Below are 18,631 nucleotides of genomic sequence, written 5' to 3'. Positions count from 1 at the left end.
TTTCTAGCTTCAATTTATATCTAAATCGGTTAAATTCCTTTTTTGCCTTTATACTCCATTCTTGATGCTTTTCTTCATTCATAATTACGTTAAGTTCTTCAGATAGAATTTTTTCCAGGAATTTAATCTCATTTTCACGATTGTAAAATATATTCAATAACCTGTATTTTAATAGTTCCTGTTCAATTGTTGTTTTCTTCGGAAAATCGCTAACTATAAGCTTGTTTAAGTGCATCAAACAGTATTGATGCACTAACTTATCCCCAAAAACTTCCTTTAAAATATCTGGGTATCTCTTATCAAAATCCGTAACAATAAACACAGGTTCTGATGTATCTAGATTTTTTCGTAGAAACGTTTTGATGGTTTCTGAACTTTTATCCTCAAAAAGTTCATCTGCTATTGTTCTTTGAGTTTTTGCATCCAGTAATGTTAAACGGTATTTCTGACAACGTCCCTCTTTTGGATGCTGTTCGTCATAGTGCACCATATGTACATTTTCTAAAATTGGAACATTTTCCTGTTCCATTTCTTTGTTGAATGTTCTAAAAATAGTGCTTCTTGATCTTGGAAATATGAAGCTCATTATATCAGAAATTCCATCATAAGAAACTTTATGGTATCTGAGCACCTGGAAAAAATTATTAAATGAATCAAAAAGTAAAGTTTTCAGACCTTCCCAAAAACTATGATCTTCTTCGTCTGTACTACCACAATTTTGGCATTTGTATCGACCAATGCTGATTTTTCCAAGACCTTTTTTGATGTATAGATTATAGCCGTTATGAACCATAGGAGCACTGCAAATAGGGCAGGCTGGAGGAATTTTTCTACGAAAAATTCCTCTTGTGGTATATTCGTAATCATTGCTATAACTATCAAAAAGGTATGAGAGAGCAGGGAGTTCCGATAAGTTATTAAGAGTAAGATTTATAATTACCATTGTTTTTGCCGTAACATCATTACATAATTAGAGAATTATAAATTTATGTAGTGATGTTACACTTACTTTCATCACTAGATTTTGGAACTGAGTCCTATCGTCTCATTTTAAATATATTTATCGGCTATTGGCTATCTTTTAGGGTCGCCAAAATTATACTTTCTCACTACACAATGCATCGACAATTTTCAAATTTAAAAAAATGCATAAAATTTTTTATTTAGTGTTACTGAACTCCTGAAGACTAATAATTAGTAATACATAAATTTCGGAATGTATTTATAGTAAATTGTTTTAATTGTGTTATCTTAACTTTACTGAAAAAAGTAATATTTTATATCATATTTTTATCAAGAAAATGTTATTTAATAAAAGATTCCGGTCATCTGGACAGGTTTAAAAAATACTTACTTGACAATCCAATTCTTGCTTAAATGTTCAGGACTCTGGTAAAATAGAGGAGGTGTCTATATTCAGAAAAATCAGCAGTATCTACTGATAGGGACAGGAGTCATAATTATATCGGCTATCCTTATTTTTACATTAATGGGTCATCCGATTAGCTCGTCATCCCATGTTTCTGATGGATCTATTTCAGGGAGCTCGGATAAACTCGTTTCCGAGGACTCGGATGAACCAGCTTCTAAAGGCTCTGATGAACTTGTGGTGAATGTAAATTCGCATACCGGTGAGCCCGAAACCGGATTTGATCCGCTTCTGGGATGGGGGTGCGGGCATGTGAATTTTGAGCCACTTCTACAGAGCACTCTTTTTAAGTCAGCTGACGATGGAAGCATAATAAACGATCTTGCTACGAATTACTCTGTCAGTTCGGATGGAAATACCTGGACTGTGCATATTAGAGATGATGTCAGGTTCACGGACGGTGAAAACTTAACCGCAGAAGATGTGGCATTTACGTTTAATACCGCAATTGGAAGTAACTCCGAACTGGATATGAGTAATCTCGAAAAAGCCACGGCAATAAATAACACTGCAGTTGAATTCAAGCTGAAAGAGCCTCAGTCCAGTTTCATATGGAGACTCAGATACGTTGGGATTGTGCCGGAACATGCATATAAAAAAGAAACCTACGGAGCCAATCCGATAGGATCTGGACCATATAAACTCGTAGAATGGGACAAGGGGCAGCAGGCAATCTTAGAATTAAACGAAAATTACTATGGAAAAAAGCCATATTTCAAAAAAATAACCATGCTGTTTTTGGATAAAGATACTGCGTTTGCAGCAGTAAAATCCGGGGATGTGGACATAGCTGAAATTGAAATTAGCCATGCAAACCAGACCGTAGATGGATATAAGTTAGTAAATCTTCCGGCAGCAAGGGCTCAGGGACTATCCTTCCCTCTGCAGTATAACACAGGCAAAAAAAGCCTTAAGGGAGACCCAATAGGCAATAATGTCACAGCAGACATAACAATTCGAAAAGCCTTAAACATCGGTATCGACAGAAAAGCTCTGCTTGATGGAGTCATATACGGAAAAGGAGCCGTAGAATATACCGGAGTAGACCAGCGGGACTTCGGGAACCCTGACGCGAAAATTAACAGTTCAAGTCCCGAGGAAGCCAAAAAAATACTGGAAAACGCAGGCTGGAAAGACACCGACGGTGATGGAATTCGGGAGAAGAACGGAACTGAAGCTGAATTCAAGTTATACTACTCTGCTACTGACCAGACAAGGCAAGCTCTATCAGTAGCTGTAAGCGAACAGGCTAAAGAGTTAGGAATAAAAATAGACCTTGTAGGAGCAAGTTGGGACGAAATCTACGCTAACCAGTATAGTTCAGCTGTATTATACGCTTACAGCAGTATAGATACCTTTAATCTCTACCAGCAGTACCACAGCAAAGAGGCTGACGATACCTACAGGAACCCTGGCCTTTATAATAATTCTATTGTAGACGGATATCTGGAAACAGCTCTTAGGTCAACAGATCAGGACCAGGCTACAAAATACTGGAAGTTAGCTGCATATGACGGAAGTACCGGTTTTGGGCCAGCAGGAGATGCTACCTGGTTATGGCTGGTAACGATTGATTACCTCTACATGGCAGATGAAACCCTGGATATGGGTACTCCGCAAAGAAATGCAGGAGCAGATGTTTTAGGAAATATCTATGAATGGAAAAGAGTAGACACAGCAAGCTCGACTTCCAAGTGAGACTTTATCCGATAATTAATGGATAACCGAGCCTTTAATTCTGATCTTGCAGGCTCAGTTACTCACTTTTTCCTTTATTGCTATCAACAGTCGAGTTTAATGACTGACTATAAAAGGTACTAAAACGTTTATTTTCCAGGATTTAACTCTATTCTGGTTTAATAAATAAAAAAACCTTGAATAATCCCCAGAAATAGTTCACAGGCCAATATTCACGTTAAAATGGACACCACTATAGAATAATTATGTATGAGGGAGTAGCGTGTCAAACAATGAAAAAATAGCGAGCTTCATCGGAAAAAAAGCACTCAGGTTGACAAGCCTTTTGATTATAGTTTGTTTTGCAAGTTTCATGCTTATCCAGTATTCGCCTATAGATCCCGTTAGAGCCTATATTGGGGAGATGCCAGTAACCGCAGAGCACAAAGCTAAACTTGAAGCGTACTGGGGGGTTAACACTCCTCCACAGGAAAAATTCCTCAACTGGGCCGGAGATATTCTTAAAGGAGACTTTGGAACTTCTCTAATTTATAGAACTCCAGTTATTGACGTCATTGAAGAACGATTTACAGCTTCTCTTATCCTGATGGGGATTTCCTGGCTGCTTTCAGGAATTATGGGGTTTGCTTTAGGAATTATAGCGGGCGCGAATCAAGGTACGTGGGTTGATAAGGCAATAAAAACTTATTGTTATGCTCTGGCTGCTGCACCTACGTTCTGGCTGGCACTGCTGCTTCTAATAGTGTTTTCGGTATATCTGGGCTGGTTCCCAATAGGATTAAGAGTACCTATAGGGGTTACAGCCGACAATGTGACGTTTTTTGATTGGCTTAAGCGTTTAATTCTCCCTGCGATAACTTTGAGTTTATTAGACATTGCCAAAATTACAATGTTCACTCGAGAAAAATTAATCGAAGTTCTATCCAGTGATTATGTCTTATTTGCAAAAGCAAGAGGTGAAAAAGGGCTGGATCTGATTTTGAGGCATGGAGTTCGAAACGTTGCACTTCCGGCCATTACTCTGCAGTTTTTAGGGTTCAGTGAATTGTTCGGAGGCACAGTCCTTGTTGAACAGGTATTCTCTTATCCCGGAATCGGACAGACTGCAGTATCAGCAGGACTGAAATCCGATGTACCGCTGCTTTTGGGAATAGTCATCTTCAGTACTTTATTTGTTTTCTTTGGAAACCTGATTGCTGATATTATCTATGAATTTATTGATCCCAGGATAAAACAACAGGAGGCATTGGTATGAGTACTGCTGTTGTGACAGTTAACAGGGGACTATTCGGAGGATTAAACCTCAGGAAAAAAACGCTTCTGATAATAGGTTCCACTTCACTTTTATTGCTTGCAATTGTGGTTTCCAGCGTGTTTTTAGGCGAGGAGCCGCTACAGACCAATTTCGGCTCAAAAAACCTTGCCCCTTCTCTGGAACATCCGTTCGGAACGGACTGGATGGGAAGAGACATGTTTATAAGGACTCTGGAAGGACTGGGCCTAAGTATATTGGTTGGAGGGCTCGCTTCCACAATTAGCACTCTATTGACCGTAATTCTGGGATTACTTTCAAGTGCAGGAAAAACTGCAGACTCCTTTGTATCCTGGTTGGTAGACCTCTTTCTTTCAATTCCGCATCTGCTTTTAATAGTTCTTATTTCCATAGGAATTGGAGGGGGAGCAGCAGGAGTTATCACCGGAGTTGCATTAACTCATTGGCCGAGCTTAACAAGGGTCGTAAGAGCAGAAACCAAGCAGTTGAAAACCCAGGAGTATATTCATATCTCCAGGAATCTTGGCAGGTCAAAATGGTGGATAGCTACAAGACACATTCTACCTCATCTGGTTCCCCAGATACTGTTAGGCACAATTTTAATGTTTCCACATGCGATTTTACACGAAGCTTCAGTCACATTCCTGGGATTCGGGCTTTCACCACATGAACCGGCAATCGGTATAATTCTTTCCGAATCTATGAGGTACCTTTCAGCAGGATACTGGTGGCTTGCGTTTTTCCCTGGATTATCTCTGTTAATTGTAGTCCTGGCGTTTGATATGATTGGAGAAAATTTAGGAAAGCTGATAAATCCGAAAATTGCTCATGAATAATTTTTCTTCAGTTATTAGACTGGAAATGTGCTAGATTAGAAATGTGCTGGATTAGAAATGTGCTGAATTAGAAATATGCTGAATTAGAAATATGCTGAATTAGAAATATGCTGAATTAGAAATGTATTGGATAAAAGTGTACTGGACAAAAATATGTTAAATCTATATCTGGAGAGTGTGAAATGTGGGAAATAAAGCTGAAATAAACCCTAAAAAAGAGTTATCCACTGGACTTGAAACAGTTGCTGGAGATCGGAAAAAAACTGAAGCTCTGTTGACAGTAGAAGATCTTTCACTTTCGTTCACTCAATATGCGTCAGGACTCAGGCAGACTGAACTGAAAGTAATTTCTAACTTGAGTATCCAGGCTTATAAAGGTGAAATTTTAGCTATCGTAGGGTCAAGCGGATCGGGTAAAAGTCTTCTGGCTCATGCGATTTTAGGAATTTTGCCTTTGAATGCAAAATTAGATGGTAAGATGGAATACGATGGTAAAAAACTTACTCAGGAAAGAAAAAAAGAAATGAGAGGCAAAGAAATAGCCTTGATTCCGCAAGCTATAACCTATCTTGACCCTTTAATGAAAATCTCGAATCAGGTAATAGGAAGTGTTGAAAAGGAAAAAGAAAGTATAATGAAGAAACTTCAGAGAGAAGTTTTTCAGAGATACGGTTTAAAACCCGAAGTAGAAAGAATGCTTCCTCATGAGCTATCTGGAGGAATGACCAGAAGAGTTCTGGTCTCCACTGCCGTAATAAGCTCTTCAAAACTTATAATTGCAGATGAACCAACCCCTGGCTTAGATGATAAAACTTTGAATGAGACCCTGAGTTACTTCAAAGACATGGCAGATAAGGGGTGTGCAGTGATACTCATAACTCATGATATCGAGGCTGCACTAAAAATCTCCCATAAAATCGCAGTATTTTACGCAGGTACGGTTCTGGAAGTAGCGAATGTTGAAGACTTTAAAAACAATGGTGAGAACTTGAGGCACCCGTATACCCGTGCACTCTGGAATGCTCTTCCCCAGAATAAGTTTCAGGCAATCAAAGGCCATCAACCGATGCAGGATGAAGTCATTGACGGATGTATCTTTTATGACAGATGTTCCAAAAAGAAAGCTATATGTTCCAGGGGAATTCCTCAATTGAAACAGGTCAACGGAGGGGTGGTGAGGTGTAATAATGCATCTTAAAGGTGAGAACATAAGTTTCGAGTATAAAAAAAATGATCCGGTTTTAAAAGATGTTAATATTTCTTTGCGCAGCGGGGAGGTACTGGGCCTTATTGGGGACAGTGGAAGCGGCAAATCAACTCTCTGTAAGATCTTAGCAGGCTATGAAATTAAGTACCAGGGAAAAGTAACTATGGATGGAAACGAAATTCCGTCAAAAGGTTATAACCCCGTCCAGCTTGTCTTTCAACATCCGGAAAAAGCTGTAAATCCGAAATGGAGAATGAAAGATATTCTAAACGAAGGACATCTTGTTTCACAGGATATTTTAGAGGCCTTTGGAATAAAAAACAACTGGCTTAACCGATGGCCCAATGAGCTTTCCGGAGGAGAACTCCAGAGGTTTGCCCTTGCAAGAGCTCTAAGCCCTAAAACCAGATATTTAATAGCTGATGAAATTACTACAATGGTAGACGCCATTACCCAAGCTCAAATCTGGAACATTGTTTTAAACATTGTCGAAGAACTTAACATCGGAGTACTGGTCGTAAGCCATGACAGGAATTTAATTAGTAGGTTATGCCACGATACCATTTATCTAAAAGACATAAACAATGTTTGACAAAAACCAAACAATATCTGATCAAAACCAAATAATATCTGATAAAAACCAAACAATGTTTGACAAAAACTAAATAATATCTGATAAAAAATTGAACTGACCGTTAGGTAGAATATTCAATATTTAACTTTGAAGCCTTTTGTTTTAATATAACGAAGCGTAAAAACAACCCGGCTTTAGCTGGAGGTTGTAGCGCCAATGTAATTTTTTTTCCATGTAGTATTAAAGACCTGTTTTAGTACAGAGCTCTTGAGTCTGATTTTAATTTGCTGCAAAGTCTATGCACAGGTTTTACTACAAAAATTATATTAATAAAACAAGAAAACAGAAGTTTTTTCAGCTTAACTGGTAACTCTCAGTACTCGAAATATGATTCTGTGGATAATATTTCAGGCGTCTTTCAAGAAAAGTTTATAAATTCCGCAGTAGCTTTTGTCCAGTGCTTCCGTACATGTGTAAGAATCATCTTTATATGCAGTGCATTTCGATGTGTACTCACATTTCATATCAAACAAATTTGATGTCCCGATCACCATATTAAAAATTTTCATATGATAATATACGCAACAAACATATTTAAATTTATTCTGCAGTTCCAGATGAACTATCACTTCAACAATGTATGCTTACTTTTCATTTTTTCAGGAAGACGATTATGATTTCACAGTCAAACCGGTTCAGTCAGCAGTTTTTCCTTCGTCTTCTGCCACAAAAATATTCCAGTTGTCATACATTCTATAACGGGCAATTATATCCTTCTTATCTACGCCTAGAGCACAGTTTTCATCGCCTTGTGGGTACAGTCTTTCTATTTCAAGTAAGCTTTGATTATCATTATCACTAAAAGGTCTAATGGAGATTATAGACATGCCTCCGATTGTTGATTTTTCCCTTTCAACTAAACCTTTCTATTTAATTATCACACTTTGAATATATTCTCTATATCTTTCAATCGTATATGGATATTTAAACAGAGACATTTTAAAAATGTGTTATTGTTAATGAAAAAGTAGTAGTGAAAAAGAAGTACGAAAAAAGAATAACGAAGCAAAAATAATGAAAAAAAGTGAAAGGAAGGGGTTATTCTCCCTTTATTATCCTTGCAATGTCGTCTCCGACATCTGAGGTTGTACTCTTGCCGCCCATGTCGTAGGTTTTTACTTTGCTATCCAGGATGTTTTTCTGGATTGCATTGACTATGGTGTCTGCGGCTTCCTTTTCTCCTAGCTGTTCTATGAGCATTGCACCTGCCCAGATTGTGGCAATAGGGTTCACTTTGTTCTGTCCTTTGTACTTCGGGGCTGAACCGTGAATCGGCTCGAACATGCTTGTGCCTTCAGGGTTGATATTTCCACCTGGAGCAAGGCCGAGACCGCCCTGGATCATGGCTCCTAGATCAGTAATAATGTCTCCGAACATGTTCGGGGTTACGACAACATCGAACCATTCCGGATTTTTCACAAACCACATTGTGATGGCATCAACGAAGTTAAAGTCTGTAGTAACACCGGGATGTTTTGCAGAAATTGCATTGAACTCCTCTCTCCAGAATCCGTAGATATCGGAAAGCACATTTGCCTTATCAACGGACGAAACATGTTTTTTCCGGTTCTCGGCAAGGTCAAAGGCGTACTCGATAACCCGTTTTGTGCCTTCTTTGGAGATAAGGCCTATCTGGTATCCTATTTCTTCGCTGTCGGTCTCGATATCAAGACCGAATTTTGCGGAGTAGAGCGTTCTTTTTACTTCAAGAAGGTCTTTGCTTGCTCCTTTTTTTGCCCTGCCGCCTATTCCTACGTAGAAGTCCTCGGTATTTTCCCTGACAACCACAAAATCGATATCTTTTGAGGTTTTGTCTTTGAGGGGAGTCCATACTCCGTCAAGAAGTTTTATCGGACGAAGGTTGACATACTCGTCAAAGTAAAAGCGTGCAGTTAATAAGATTCCCTTCTCAAGGACACCTGGAGCAATCCTTGGGTCTCCGATGGAACCAAGGTAAATATCAGGGTATCCGGACAACTCCTTTAAGGTCTCTTCCGAAATCAGTTCTCCCGTCTCAAGATAATGGTCTGCTCCATGCGGGTATTCAATCCACTCTACATCAAAACCGAATCTTTCGCCAGCAGCATCTATGACCTTTCTGCCTTCGGCGATAATTTCTGGGCCTATCCCGTCACCCGGGAGGACCGGAATCTTATACTGCGTCATATTTATACTCCATTGTAATTTACAGGCAAAATTGCCTTTTTTATTGAGAGATCTCAAACGCGGACAGGGTTGTCTCAGGACAGATTTCCTGTTTTTTAGCGTTCAGAGACAAGTTTCCTGGCATACTCTATAAGTCCTCCCTCATCCACGATTTCACGCACGAAATCAGGGAGAGGGGTTGCCTGGTAGGTCTCACCTTTTGTCTTATTTTCTATAACTCCTGTGGCAAGATCTACTTCAAGTTCATCTCCGTCATCAATCCTGTCAGTGTCAGGGCATTCCAGGACAGGAACTCCGATATTTATTGCGTTCCTGAAAAAGATCCTTGCAAAGGATTTTGCAATTACGCAGGCTACCTTTGCTCCTTTCAGAGCAAGAGGCGCGTGCTCTCGCGAGGAGCCGCAGCCAAAATTGTTTCCCGCGACCACGATATCATTTTCATGAACGTTTTTTGCGAATTCGGGGCGTACGCCTTCAAACGTGTACTTTGCAAGCTCTTCAGGGGTATTGTAAATCAGGTACCTTCCGGGAATTACTGCATCCGTATCTACGTCATTTCCGAATTTCCAGGCTCTTCCTCTCATAACATCACCGGTCTTTTGTTGCAATTAAGTGCAACTACATTAGAATTTTCTACAGCCCGAATTTAGCTGCATTTACAGGGTTGAAGTATCACAGGTAATATTTATATTATTTTCTAACAGGACCCAAAAATTAGTTAACAATTCAAATCCTCTGACTCCTGAGTTTCCCAGGGAAATTTACAGAATGAGTCACTTTTGTAATTGAAAAGTACTTCCGTTGCTTTTTTCGTCATTATGAGACTCAAGAGCACTTGGTTCTCCTCCTCCGTGCCAGCTTATCCTCGGACGGATACGTACAAGATGAACTGACTCTGAATGGTCATCCACTATCAGGGCAGCCCCTCTTTCACTTCCCATCTTCTTAATATATGCCTGGAGATTTTCCTGCATATAAAGAGGCCGTGAAGTTTCCAGAGCAAGAATATCATCACTTGCCGTAAGGCGGTGGCAGATCAAAAGGTCACTTTGGGAAACCACATCAGGGTGCAGACTTGCAGGTCGCTGGGTTGCCAGGACAAGGGAGAGACCAGGCTGCCGGCCCTGTCTGAGGCAGCGGTTAATAAGCACTTTTGAGGCAAGGCCTTCAGTCTTTGCGGGTATGAAAATGTGAGCTTCATCTATAAAGAGCCAGACCATGGGAAATTCTTCTTCATCGGTTTTTTCCCCCATAAGTTTTTTTTCATAGATTCTTCTTGCCTCAAGTCTTGCTTCATAAAGCCTACCTGCAATAATTGATACGGCTGCAGCGCAGATGTTTTCGTCTTCAAGCGTACTCACATCAAGGATAGCTGTTCTTCCCCCTGATACGATATCTGACAGTTTTATCCCTTTTTTTGAGAATAGGCCCCAGGAATTTACTGCCCTGAAATAGTTCTCTGCAGCTCCTTTCGAAGCTTCGTCAGAGTGAGGATCCCGAGCAATCTCGCTGAGAATTTCCTCAAAAGAATATGCTTCTCCTTTTTCCCTGAAGGATTCGATTGCCCTTACCAGCAGAACCCCAGGAGGAGAAACTTCCTCGATGTTAAAGATCCTGCACCACTGGCTTCCTGAAAGTTCTCTTATCGGAATGGAAAATGGCTTTACATCGATATTCCGTTTCCTGTAAGCTTCGACCTTGCCCTCAGGCACGAAAATCTCTATCTCTAGCCCGGCTGGAGTGAGATCCAAGTTTTTAAGCCTCTGCGCTTCAAAAGCGTTTGGATATTTCAGTGTCCAGAAAATCCCCATAGTATCAATAACAACGGATGCAAGTTTTTTCTTAATAGTAGGCTCAAGAAAAGCGAGTTCTTCAAGCAAACAGCCCATAGTATAGGATTTTCCGTATCCTCTTTTCCCGCAAATCAAAATAGCATGAGGCTTCAGGGCATCAAGGTAAACGGCTGCTCCCCGAGAGTGGTCAAGTGCCATGTAATTTCCAATCGATAACAGTCCCTTCCCGGGATTCTCTTCACTTCCAAGCACACGTAGCTTCCCTGTGATTTTTCCTCCAAAAACAGGACTGAGTTCTTTATTTTCGATTTTTTGCATCAAATAGTATCGGACTGAAAACTATTTAAAATAATTTATTTCCCAGAACTTAAAATAAAAATCCCCACTTTGATCTTTTTCATAATTTTTTTCTTCCATATGAGGATGATATCTGGAAAAGTCTAAAGCTCACGTAGATATGTGACATCATCAGTAAAGCATATATTCACAGGATAGGAAGGCAAAGTTCGATGAATATACTGGTAATTCTTGGACATCCAAGTAAAGGTAGTTTTAATCATGCGATTGCAAATACCGTTATAGAAACCCTTGCAAGTAACGGGCATGAAGTTTTATTTCACGATCTTTATGAGGAAAAATTTGATCCGATCCTTTCAGGTCAGGAAATCCCTAAAGGCGCTTCTTTAGAAGGAATAATAACAGAACACTGCAACGAAATTAGCAAGGCTGAAGGGATTGTTATAGTTCACCCTAACTGGTGGGGGCAACCACCTGCGATTTTAAAAGGATGGATAGATAGGGTAATACGTGCTGGAGTAGCATATGAATTTAAAGAAGAAGATAGTGGTGAAGGAATACCAACAGGACTGTTAAAAGCAGAAACGGCTTTAGTATTCAACACATCAAACACACCGAGAGAACGGGAACTGCAAATGTTTGGGGATCCGCTTGAAATATTATGGAAAAACTGCATTTTCGATTTCTGTGGAGTAAAAAACTTTCATAGAAAAATGTTTGGGGTTATAGTTACCAGTAAGCTTGAAGAACGGTTAGGTTGGTTAAAAGAAGTGAAGGAAACAGTAGATATGTATTTCCCCCATAAATTCTGAAAAAACTTGTTTGAAACATCAAAATTAAAATTTAAGAGAAAAGATTAATAATTTGGAGAAAAGATTAATAATTTGGAGAAAAAGTTAAAAATCAAAAAGTTAAAAGTTAAAAATCAAAAAGTTAAAAGTTAAAAATCAAAAAGTTAAATAGTACCGTTTAATTTTAGAGTTTGAACACTTAAAATTATCAAATTATATCTTTAAGAGTTCACTTTCTTGAGGGTACTATTACTTGCTCACGGTATCAGGATATTATCTTATCCAGCTGGCCTGTCTGAGCTGCTATTTTGATTTCCCTGGCTATTCTTCTTCCGGTTGAGAGGTTTTCTTCTATCAGGTCGGCATAAGGAGAACCTGAAATGTAAAGGTTTGTCCCTGCAACAATCCTGGCCGAGATCTCAAAGACTTTAATCTCAAGAGTATCCGTAAAGACAGTCTCAAGGCAGAAAGCCCCTATCATCCCGCCAAAGAGATCAAGAGATTGTTCAACTACCCTTTCTCCAAGAGAGAAGATGAGAGGTAAGAGGGATTCTCTTGCTACAAGAGGAACGTTTCCTGTGACTACATATGTCGGACGGATTCCTGCTTCTATGAGTTCTCTGGGTGAGCCGAGCCTGAAGATTTCATCAGCATTGGATTCTACCCTGCGGTCCATGCTCAGAAGTTCAAGGCTTCCCTGGCTTAAGGTATATCCTTCGTTTCGGATCGGGGAGTAGAAATAGTGCAGGTAATAACGGGTTCCGGTAATAAATTCCTGAATTGTGTATTTCTGGGTCCGGTCTATAAGTTCGTTGAACTCTTCGTAGGTTTTTGCAACGAAGAAACCTTTTCCTCCTTTTGCCCCATCGTACTTGACCATTACAGGCCCATTGATGTCGTGAGGATCATCGATTTTCCCAGGCATATGAATGCCTGCCCCAAGAAGCCACTCACGCTCCTTATCCCTATCCGACTCCCATTCAAGCACAGCCCGGTTTCCGAAAGTGGGTACGGCCATATCTGCAAAATTTTCCGTACCAAGGTAAGCAACTACTGAACCGTGTGGAATAATGATGGTGTTTTTCTTTCTAAGCTCCTCAGCCTTGTTCATTATATCGGCATAGCTATCGACGATAAGATACTCATCGGGTTTTGCTTTGGGAAAAGCCTCATAAAATTTTGGAGGCTTGCCGACGCAGATTCCCAGGGTTCTGAAGCCTTCTTTCCTAGCTCCGTCAAAAATCTGAAGGCTCGAGTGGGAGCAAATTGTTGCAATTGTAATGTTTTCTAAATCGTAATTTTTCAAAAATTCAAGAACCTGCTGTTTTGTTATCATGATTGGTACCAGCGGAAAATTTAGATTAGTATATACAATGTTCTATTTAAGGTTAAGGTCTGAATTCTATATCCGGACTTAGTAGTGAATGAGTATTTTGCCATAAAAATAAAACTTTATATTGATTCGTGCAAACTAAGGTATACTCTGAGTTAAAAATAGACAGGTTTTTAATCAAGGAAGCAATCATGGACGGATTTGAAGATCAAGAGGGCTTATCGGAAGCAGGCGAACCACTACAGGTTCCTGAACAAATGGAACAGGGAAGTAGAGTGCTTGTTCTCCCTGTAAATGGGGAATCCAGAAAGATCACTCAGACTCTTTCTAATGAAACATCAATGAAGATTCTTGAGTTGCTTGGGAAAAAAAGCATGTCTGCAACCAGCATTGCAGAGGAGCTGGAGCTTCCCCTTACTACTGTCAAGTATAATCTTGACTCCCTTTTCGAATCCGATCTTATAAAGGTCAAACAAATAAAATGGAGTCAGAAAGGAAGGCAGGTAAAGATCTATGAGTCAGTTGAAAAACTTATTGTCCTTGTCCCTTCGAAAAGCTCTATAGACAAACTCTCTCTCGTAAGCCTGCTGCAAAAGTACCTCGGAGTAATAGTAGCTGCCTTTTTTGCAGCCGCGGGCATAGAGTATTTTTCAGCTTATATGAAGGCAAAAAGGGTCATTGATGCAACTGCTCCTTTAAGAATGAGGACAATGGAATCATTTGATAATTCTTCTCCAGATCAAATGGTCATGGGAATAAACGAGAGCAATAACATAAGCCCGAAAATAGCTCTCGACCAGCAAGTGTCAGGAGGAACTTCGAATGCAAGCAATGAGGCCCTGGGAGCCGGAACAGGAAATGTGTCTTCTGGATTGGAAGCTGGCCCGACTCAGGGAGTTGCTGAAGTACCAGTGTCCACACCTGATGGTCTAAACTCTGTACATGGGTGCTCTTCTATCCAGCCCGAAGGGTTAACTCACACAAGCGGGATTCACGGTCTTTATGACACGCTTTCTCTTCACCCTGGGTTCTGGTTCCTGTTAGGGTGTGTTTTTATAGTAGTCGTGCTGATTGTAAGAGAAGTCTATTATAAGAAAAAAGCCAAGTAGAGATTCTTATGAGAGTCGCTTTAAAACTTGCATACATAGGCACCGAGTTTCACGGCTCCCAGATCCAGCCCAATATCGAGACCGTGGAGGGAGAACTCTTCAAGGCTCTCCGGAATCTCGGGATTATAGAAAGCCCTAAGTCTGCAAATTATACCTGTGCCGGCAGAACTGATGCCGGGGTTCATGCCCTTGGGCAGGTTATCGCTTTTGATACGGATAAACCGAACCTGACAATTCCAAGAGTAATAAACTCCGAACTCCCTTCAGGAATCTGGGTCTGGGCTCACGCAAAAGTGTCCCGAAGCTTTGATGCCAGGAGAGATGCGGTTTCCAGACACTACCGTTATGTAATGAGCGGAAGAGAGTATAATATCTCCAAAATCCGGGAAGCTTCAAAATTGCTGCTCGGGACGCATGACTTTGAAAATTTTTCGCGAACCAACGGAGAAAAAAGTACGATCCGAACCATAGAAAGGATCGATGCTCGCGTAGATGGAGAGCTTATAAAAATCGATGTTGTTGGAAATAGTTTTCTCTGGAATATGGTCCGGAAAATTGTAACTGCTCTTTTCATGATAGGAAAAGGGGTGCGTGATAACGATTGGTTGCTCCAGATGCTGAATCCGGATATTTATGAAGAAGGAATCGAACCAGCTCCTGCATATGGATTGACCTTGCTGAAAGTTAATTATGACGAGAAAATAGAATGGATTGAAGATAGTTACTCTATCAGAAGAGCAAGTGAGCAGAACCAGAAACGTATTCTCAGGCATAGGGTTATGGCAGAAGTGCTGGAAGAACTGACCTCCCATGAGTAAAAAACGCCTTTATATGGATTTTTAATGTTTCGAATTTCACTTTGATTTTACTTTTTTGATCATACTTACCTAATATTTATTTTAAGCAAAACAATATCTCTTAATTAAGATGATATATCCTAATTGAAACCATATTTTAATTAAAACAATATCTTTTAACTAGAACAATATATCCTCAGTAAAACAGTATAAATCCCCTTCTTTGATTAAATTCAATAGGTATCTCCCTAAATTAATTTTCCTCAATTGTTAGCTATTTATTCTCTTTTTCCACTGGTTGGTGTTTAAATCTAAATTAAGTTGAAATCATTGACGGTAAATTGACTTTACATAAGCTGAATAATTGTTAAACCAATAAATATCGATAGAGTATAAAAGAAAAGAGTATAAAAGAAAAGAAAAGAAAAGAAAAGAGTATAAAAGAAAAGAGTATAAAAGAAAAGAAAAGAAAAGAAAAGAAAAGAGTATAAAAGAAAAGAGTAAAAAAAATTAGTAATGAATAAGTCCTATTTTTTCGCCGCTCGGGAAATATATAAACCCGTTTACCTTTAGTTTCCTTAAAGCATTATCAAAAGTAAAATCAAACAGCTTTGTATTACTCTTGACAGTACTTAATAAAAGAGGCATTCCTGCATCATCCAGTTCTGTTATTTCTTTAAGCAGGACTTCTGCTTCAGGAGGCAATCTATACAGATAGTCTGTTGATATTTTATTAAGTTCACTTACGTTATGTCTTGACCCTTCCATTACATCTGACCAGAGTCCTGTACTTGTTTTCAAATCATTAAGTGTTACCCAGGACTTAAAATTAAGTCTGGCAAAAGAAGTGGCTAATTTCGGAATAACCGATCCGATATCCTGATAATATGGAATATCTTCACTTGAAGATATTTCATCCAGAATAAAGTACATTGCATCTTCCATTCTTTTTTCTACTTTTTCAGGAACATATGGCTGGAAAAGTAGAGAACTAATCATGTATGCCCTTGCTACAGGCAGGTATTCTTCAAAATTCTTTTTATATTCTCCATGCGTTTTAAATGCCATGTTCAAAGGAATCGGAAGGTGAATAGGCACATCGGTTACATCAAAATAAGATAAATTAACTTCACGGCTGTTAAGAGGATAAGTTTCCTCACCGTTTTCAAGAAACTTATAGAAATTCTTGGAAGAAGGCTGCCGAAATTCTAACGGGACAATTCTTAATATTCGCTTAAATGCAGCCCATTTCTGCCTATCCCGGTGTGTATCCAGGGCTACGGTGTTTATTCCGCCTTTCTCAAGGTCTGTTATTTGAGGGGCTGAGATTGCACACATACCCAAACAGTACCGAAAATCCTCAATATTATAAAAGTTGGGGTTTTTCACAGGAGTTGATAAAAACTCCAAAAACTCTTCAGTACTTGCTAAGTCTTTACTCCGAATTTTATTCGGATTTATGTATTTCCAGCCAATTACGTATTTAACTAAAACCGGATCAATTTCCTGCCCTTTAAGCTCATAAAATGTTTCGGTTTCCGTCACAGTAACTTCTATTAATTTGTCCTTTGGTGGAAATTCCCCGCTTTTTACCGCGTAAATCTGGCTTCTAGGGTCATTATAATAAGGTGAGGGATCAAGATAGAAGGTTCCTTTCCTTTTATCTTTGTATCGGACATAACCCGTATTTTCCATTTTAAAAATAAGATTGTATTCGCTTGCCGCAAATTCATATCCACGGCTTCGGTCTTTTAACGGGGGCAATGCCATAGGATCACTCTTTGCAGATCAATTACTTCCTTGTAATCTTTATACAACTTGCAGGTAGAAAAGATTACCAGTTTTGTAATTTTTCCCTGTTTTTATAACTTTTTTCAGTTTTTATAACTTTCTTCAGTTTTTGCAACTTTCCCCTGTTAACAGACAAAGATGCCGCCTGCAATATTATTTCGCGTCATAGATAATGTGCTTTTAATGTATGTGCTTTTAATGTATGTGCTTTTAAAGTCATGGATGATGTGCATTTAACGTATGTGCTTTTAAAGTCATGGATGATGTGCATTTAACGTATGTGTTTTTAACGTCATGGATAATGTTTTCCAGCAAAAACACGATCAATAAAATATATTGCAAAAAACAGGTTACAAGTTACCTGCTGAACGCAGGTTTGATTCTTCATTCCTGCTTTACATTTTCGTTCTTCAGTTCTTTTTGAAAAACAGTTATTGTCCGGGTAAGGCTTCTATGCACTCTCTGGGAGTAGATATTAAGAACCTTAAGCCCTGCTTTTTCTCCATATTCCGCTGCAGCTTTATCCGAAACTACAACTGCGATGCCTCCTGGCTTAAGAACACGCTCGATCTCACTAAGAGCACAGGAGTAAAGTTCTTCCAGGGACCCCCCGAGAATTGCAGCCGATCTACCATAGGGCGGGTCAGTAACTACTGCGTTTATTGTTTCTTCCTTTAACGGAACCCTGCAAGCGTCTCCTTCCATCAGGGCATAGTCCAGTTTAAAGGCTTCAAGGTTCATTAGGGCACCCTTAGCAAGTTTTTCCTGGGCATCGATTCCTATAACCCTTGCTCCCATAAGCCCGGCTTCAACAAGAATTCCTGCAGTGCCGCAAAAGGGATCCATAAAAAGTTCTCCAGGCTTTATTCCTGACAGGTTTGCGAGGGCGCGTGCGACTCTTGGCATAAGGACACCAGGATGGAAAAAAGGTTTATTCTGGGGGTTTCTGGCTTCATATGCACTTCTGTCGATAGAGGACAGGAGAGTTCCGAACACAGCTTTTTCACTCAGGATCACTCTGAATTCCACGTCCGGGTTTTTCAGGTTTGCCCGAAAGCCTTTCCTGTAAATGTATCCTCCTACTTTCTGTTCCAGAAACTCGCCAGGAAAATCCACACTGTGTTTGATTCGTTTTGCTCTGACCACAAAACTTTGTCCTTCCCTGATGTAGCCTGATGGATCAAAGGCTTCTGCAAGTTTCAGGATTGCATCCGGAGTATTTTCGGAAATCCCAACAACTTTCAGGATATGGTGGGTCATTGCCAGCCTGTCAGTTATCGGGCCTCTAAGGATTTTTTCCACATCCTCTTCTTTACCAGTTATCTCTACCACAAGGCACTGGTCAACAATAGTATGGGGCCGAAAATCAAGTCCCTCGATTCTGAGACAGGCAAATACTTCGGCAACGGGCAGTTCTTCATGTTCTCCAGAAAGTTCAAAAGCGTATAACATTGGTGATCGGAAATAGGTTGATAAA

The 18,631-nt window shown here is 39.7% G+C and carries 16 protein-coding genes; 8 read left to right on the top strand and 8 right to left on the bottom strand.

The genetic code is table 11. The annotated features are described in order from the left end of the window. On the bottom strand, positions 1–943 hold a 943-nt coding region (locus tag ASJ81_RS13125; RefSeq protein ID WP_095642727.1), incomplete at its 3' end, for an ISNCY family transposase. Between the two features lie 546 nt (positions 944–1,489). On the opposite strand from ASJ81_RS13125, the gene ASJ81_RS13120 reads away from it, so the two are divergent. The 5 genes from ASJ81_RS13120 (at position 1,490) to ASJ81_RS13100 (ending at position 7,035) form a co-directional block, all read left to right on the top strand. Continuing rightward, positions 1,490–3,127 carry an ABC transporter substrate-binding protein gene (locus ASJ81_RS13120; RefSeq protein ID WP_095644816.1) on the top strand — a complete coding sequence of 546 codons (1,638 nt, stop codon included), beginning with the start codon at positions 1,490–1,492 and terminating at the stop codon, positions 3,125–3,127. Between the two features lie 262 nt (positions 3,128–3,389). Further along, entirely contained in the window at positions 3,390–4,382 is a 993-nt protein-coding gene (locus tag ASJ81_RS13115) for an ABC transporter permease (RefSeq protein WP_095644815.1), read from the top strand. Next, complete coding sequence (locus ASJ81_RS13110; protein ID WP_095644814.1) at positions 4,379–5,236, top strand: ABC transporter permease; 858 nt, start codon at positions 4,379–4,381, stop codon at positions 5,234–5,236. The genes ASJ81_RS13115 and ASJ81_RS13110 overlap by 4 nt, the downstream gene beginning before the upstream one ends. Positions 5,237–5,420: 184 nt before the next feature. Further along, entirely contained in the window at positions 5,421–6,434 is a 1,014-nt protein-coding gene (locus ASJ81_RS13105) for an ABC transporter ATP-binding protein (RefSeq protein ID WP_245860130.1), read from the top strand. After that, positions 6,424–7,035, top strand: coding sequence for an ABC transporter ATP-binding protein (locus ASJ81_RS13100; protein WP_095644813.1), 612 nt, complete (start codon positions 6,424–6,426; stop codon positions 7,033–7,035). The genes ASJ81_RS13105 and ASJ81_RS13100 overlap by 11 nt, the downstream gene beginning before the upstream one ends. Before the next feature lie 677 nt (positions 7,036–7,712). Here the strand turns inward: ASJ81_RS13100 and ASJ81_RS13095 are convergent. The 4 genes from ASJ81_RS13095 to ASJ81_RS13080 all read right to left on the bottom strand — a co-directional run bounded on the left by ASJ81_RS13095 (position 7,713) and on the right by ASJ81_RS13080 (position 11,354). Continuing rightward, the gene (locus ASJ81_RS13095; protein ID WP_095644812.1) at positions 7,713–7,904 is read right to left on the bottom strand and encodes a hypothetical protein; all 192 of its coding nucleotides are present in this window, start codon (positions 7,902–7,904) and stop codon (positions 7,713–7,715) included. Positions 7,905–8,115: 211 nt separating this feature from the next. Continuing rightward, a complete protein-coding gene (locus ASJ81_RS13090; RefSeq protein ID WP_095644811.1) occupies positions 8,116–9,243 on the bottom strand; it encodes an isocitrate/isopropylmalate dehydrogenase family protein in 1,128 nt (375 codons plus the stop codon). A gap of 95 nt (positions 9,244–9,338) precedes the next feature. Next, positions 9,339–9,827 carry a 3-isopropylmalate dehydratase small subunit gene (locus ASJ81_RS13085; RefSeq protein WP_095644810.1) on the bottom strand — a complete coding sequence of 163 codons (489 nt, stop codon included), beginning with the start codon at positions 9,825–9,827 and terminating at the stop codon, positions 9,339–9,341. Between the two features lie 189 nt (positions 9,828–10,016). Beyond that, positions 10,017–11,354, bottom strand: a complete 1,338-nt coding sequence (locus ASJ81_RS13080; protein ID WP_095644809.1) for an ATP-binding protein — start codon at positions 11,352–11,354, stop codon at positions 10,017–10,019. A gap of 191 nt (positions 11,355–11,545) precedes the next feature. Between ASJ81_RS13080 and ASJ81_RS13075 the strand changes: the two genes are divergently transcribed. Further along, entirely contained in the window at positions 11,546–12,145 is a 600-nt protein-coding gene (locus ASJ81_RS13075) for an NAD(P)H-dependent oxidoreductase (protein WP_095644808.1), read from the top strand. 244 nt (positions 12,146–12,389) lie between these two features. Here ASJ81_RS13075 and ASJ81_RS13070 read toward each other — a convergent pair whose 3' ends face one another. Beyond that, positions 12,390–13,460 (bottom strand): formate--phosphoribosylaminoimidazolecarboxamide ligase, encoded by a 1,071-nt coding sequence (locus ASJ81_RS13070; protein ID WP_095644807.1) that lies wholly within the window; start codon positions 13,458–13,460, stop codon positions 12,390–12,392. 188 nt (positions 13,461–13,648) lie between these two features. Here ASJ81_RS13070 and ASJ81_RS13065 point away from each other — a divergent pair, with 188 nt between their 5' ends. Together ASJ81_RS13065 and truA are read left to right on the top strand one after the other, a co-directional pair. Beyond that, the gene (locus tag ASJ81_RS13065; RefSeq protein WP_095644806.1) at positions 13,649–14,566 is read left to right on the top strand and encodes an ArsR/SmtB family transcription factor; all 918 of its coding nucleotides are present in this window, start codon (positions 13,649–13,651) and stop codon (positions 14,564–14,566) included. 8 nt (positions 14,567–14,574) lie between these two features. After that, positions 14,575–15,384, top strand: coding sequence for a tRNA pseudouridine(38-40) synthase TruA (truA, locus tag ASJ81_RS13060; RefSeq protein WP_095644805.1), 810 nt, complete (start codon positions 14,575–14,577; stop codon positions 15,382–15,384). A 489-nt stretch (positions 15,385–15,873) separates the two neighbouring features. On the opposite strand, the gene ASJ81_RS13055 is transcribed toward truA, so the two are convergent. Continuing rightward, on the bottom strand, positions 15,874–17,133 hold the full coding sequence (locus ASJ81_RS13055) for a hypothetical protein (protein WP_095644804.1): 1,260 nt from the start codon (positions 17,131–17,133) through the stop codon (positions 15,874–15,876). A gap of 405 nt (positions 17,134–17,538) precedes the next feature. Next, positions 17,539–18,606 carry a TRM11 family SAM-dependent methyltransferase gene (locus tag ASJ81_RS13050; RefSeq protein WP_095644803.1) on the bottom strand — a complete coding sequence of 356 codons (1,068 nt, stop codon included), beginning with the start codon at positions 18,604–18,606 and terminating at the stop codon, positions 17,539–17,541. Between the last annotated feature and the right edge of the window lie 25 nt (positions 18,607–18,631).

This window comes from Methanosarcina spelaei, assembly GCF_002287235.1.
Taxonomy (GTDB): Archaea; Halobacteriota; Methanosarcinia; order Methanosarcinales; family Methanosarcinaceae; genus Methanosarcina; species Methanosarcina spelaei.
The sequence above is the reverse complement of the archived record's forward strand: the minus strand, read 5'-3'. Positions and strand labels throughout refer to the sequence as shown.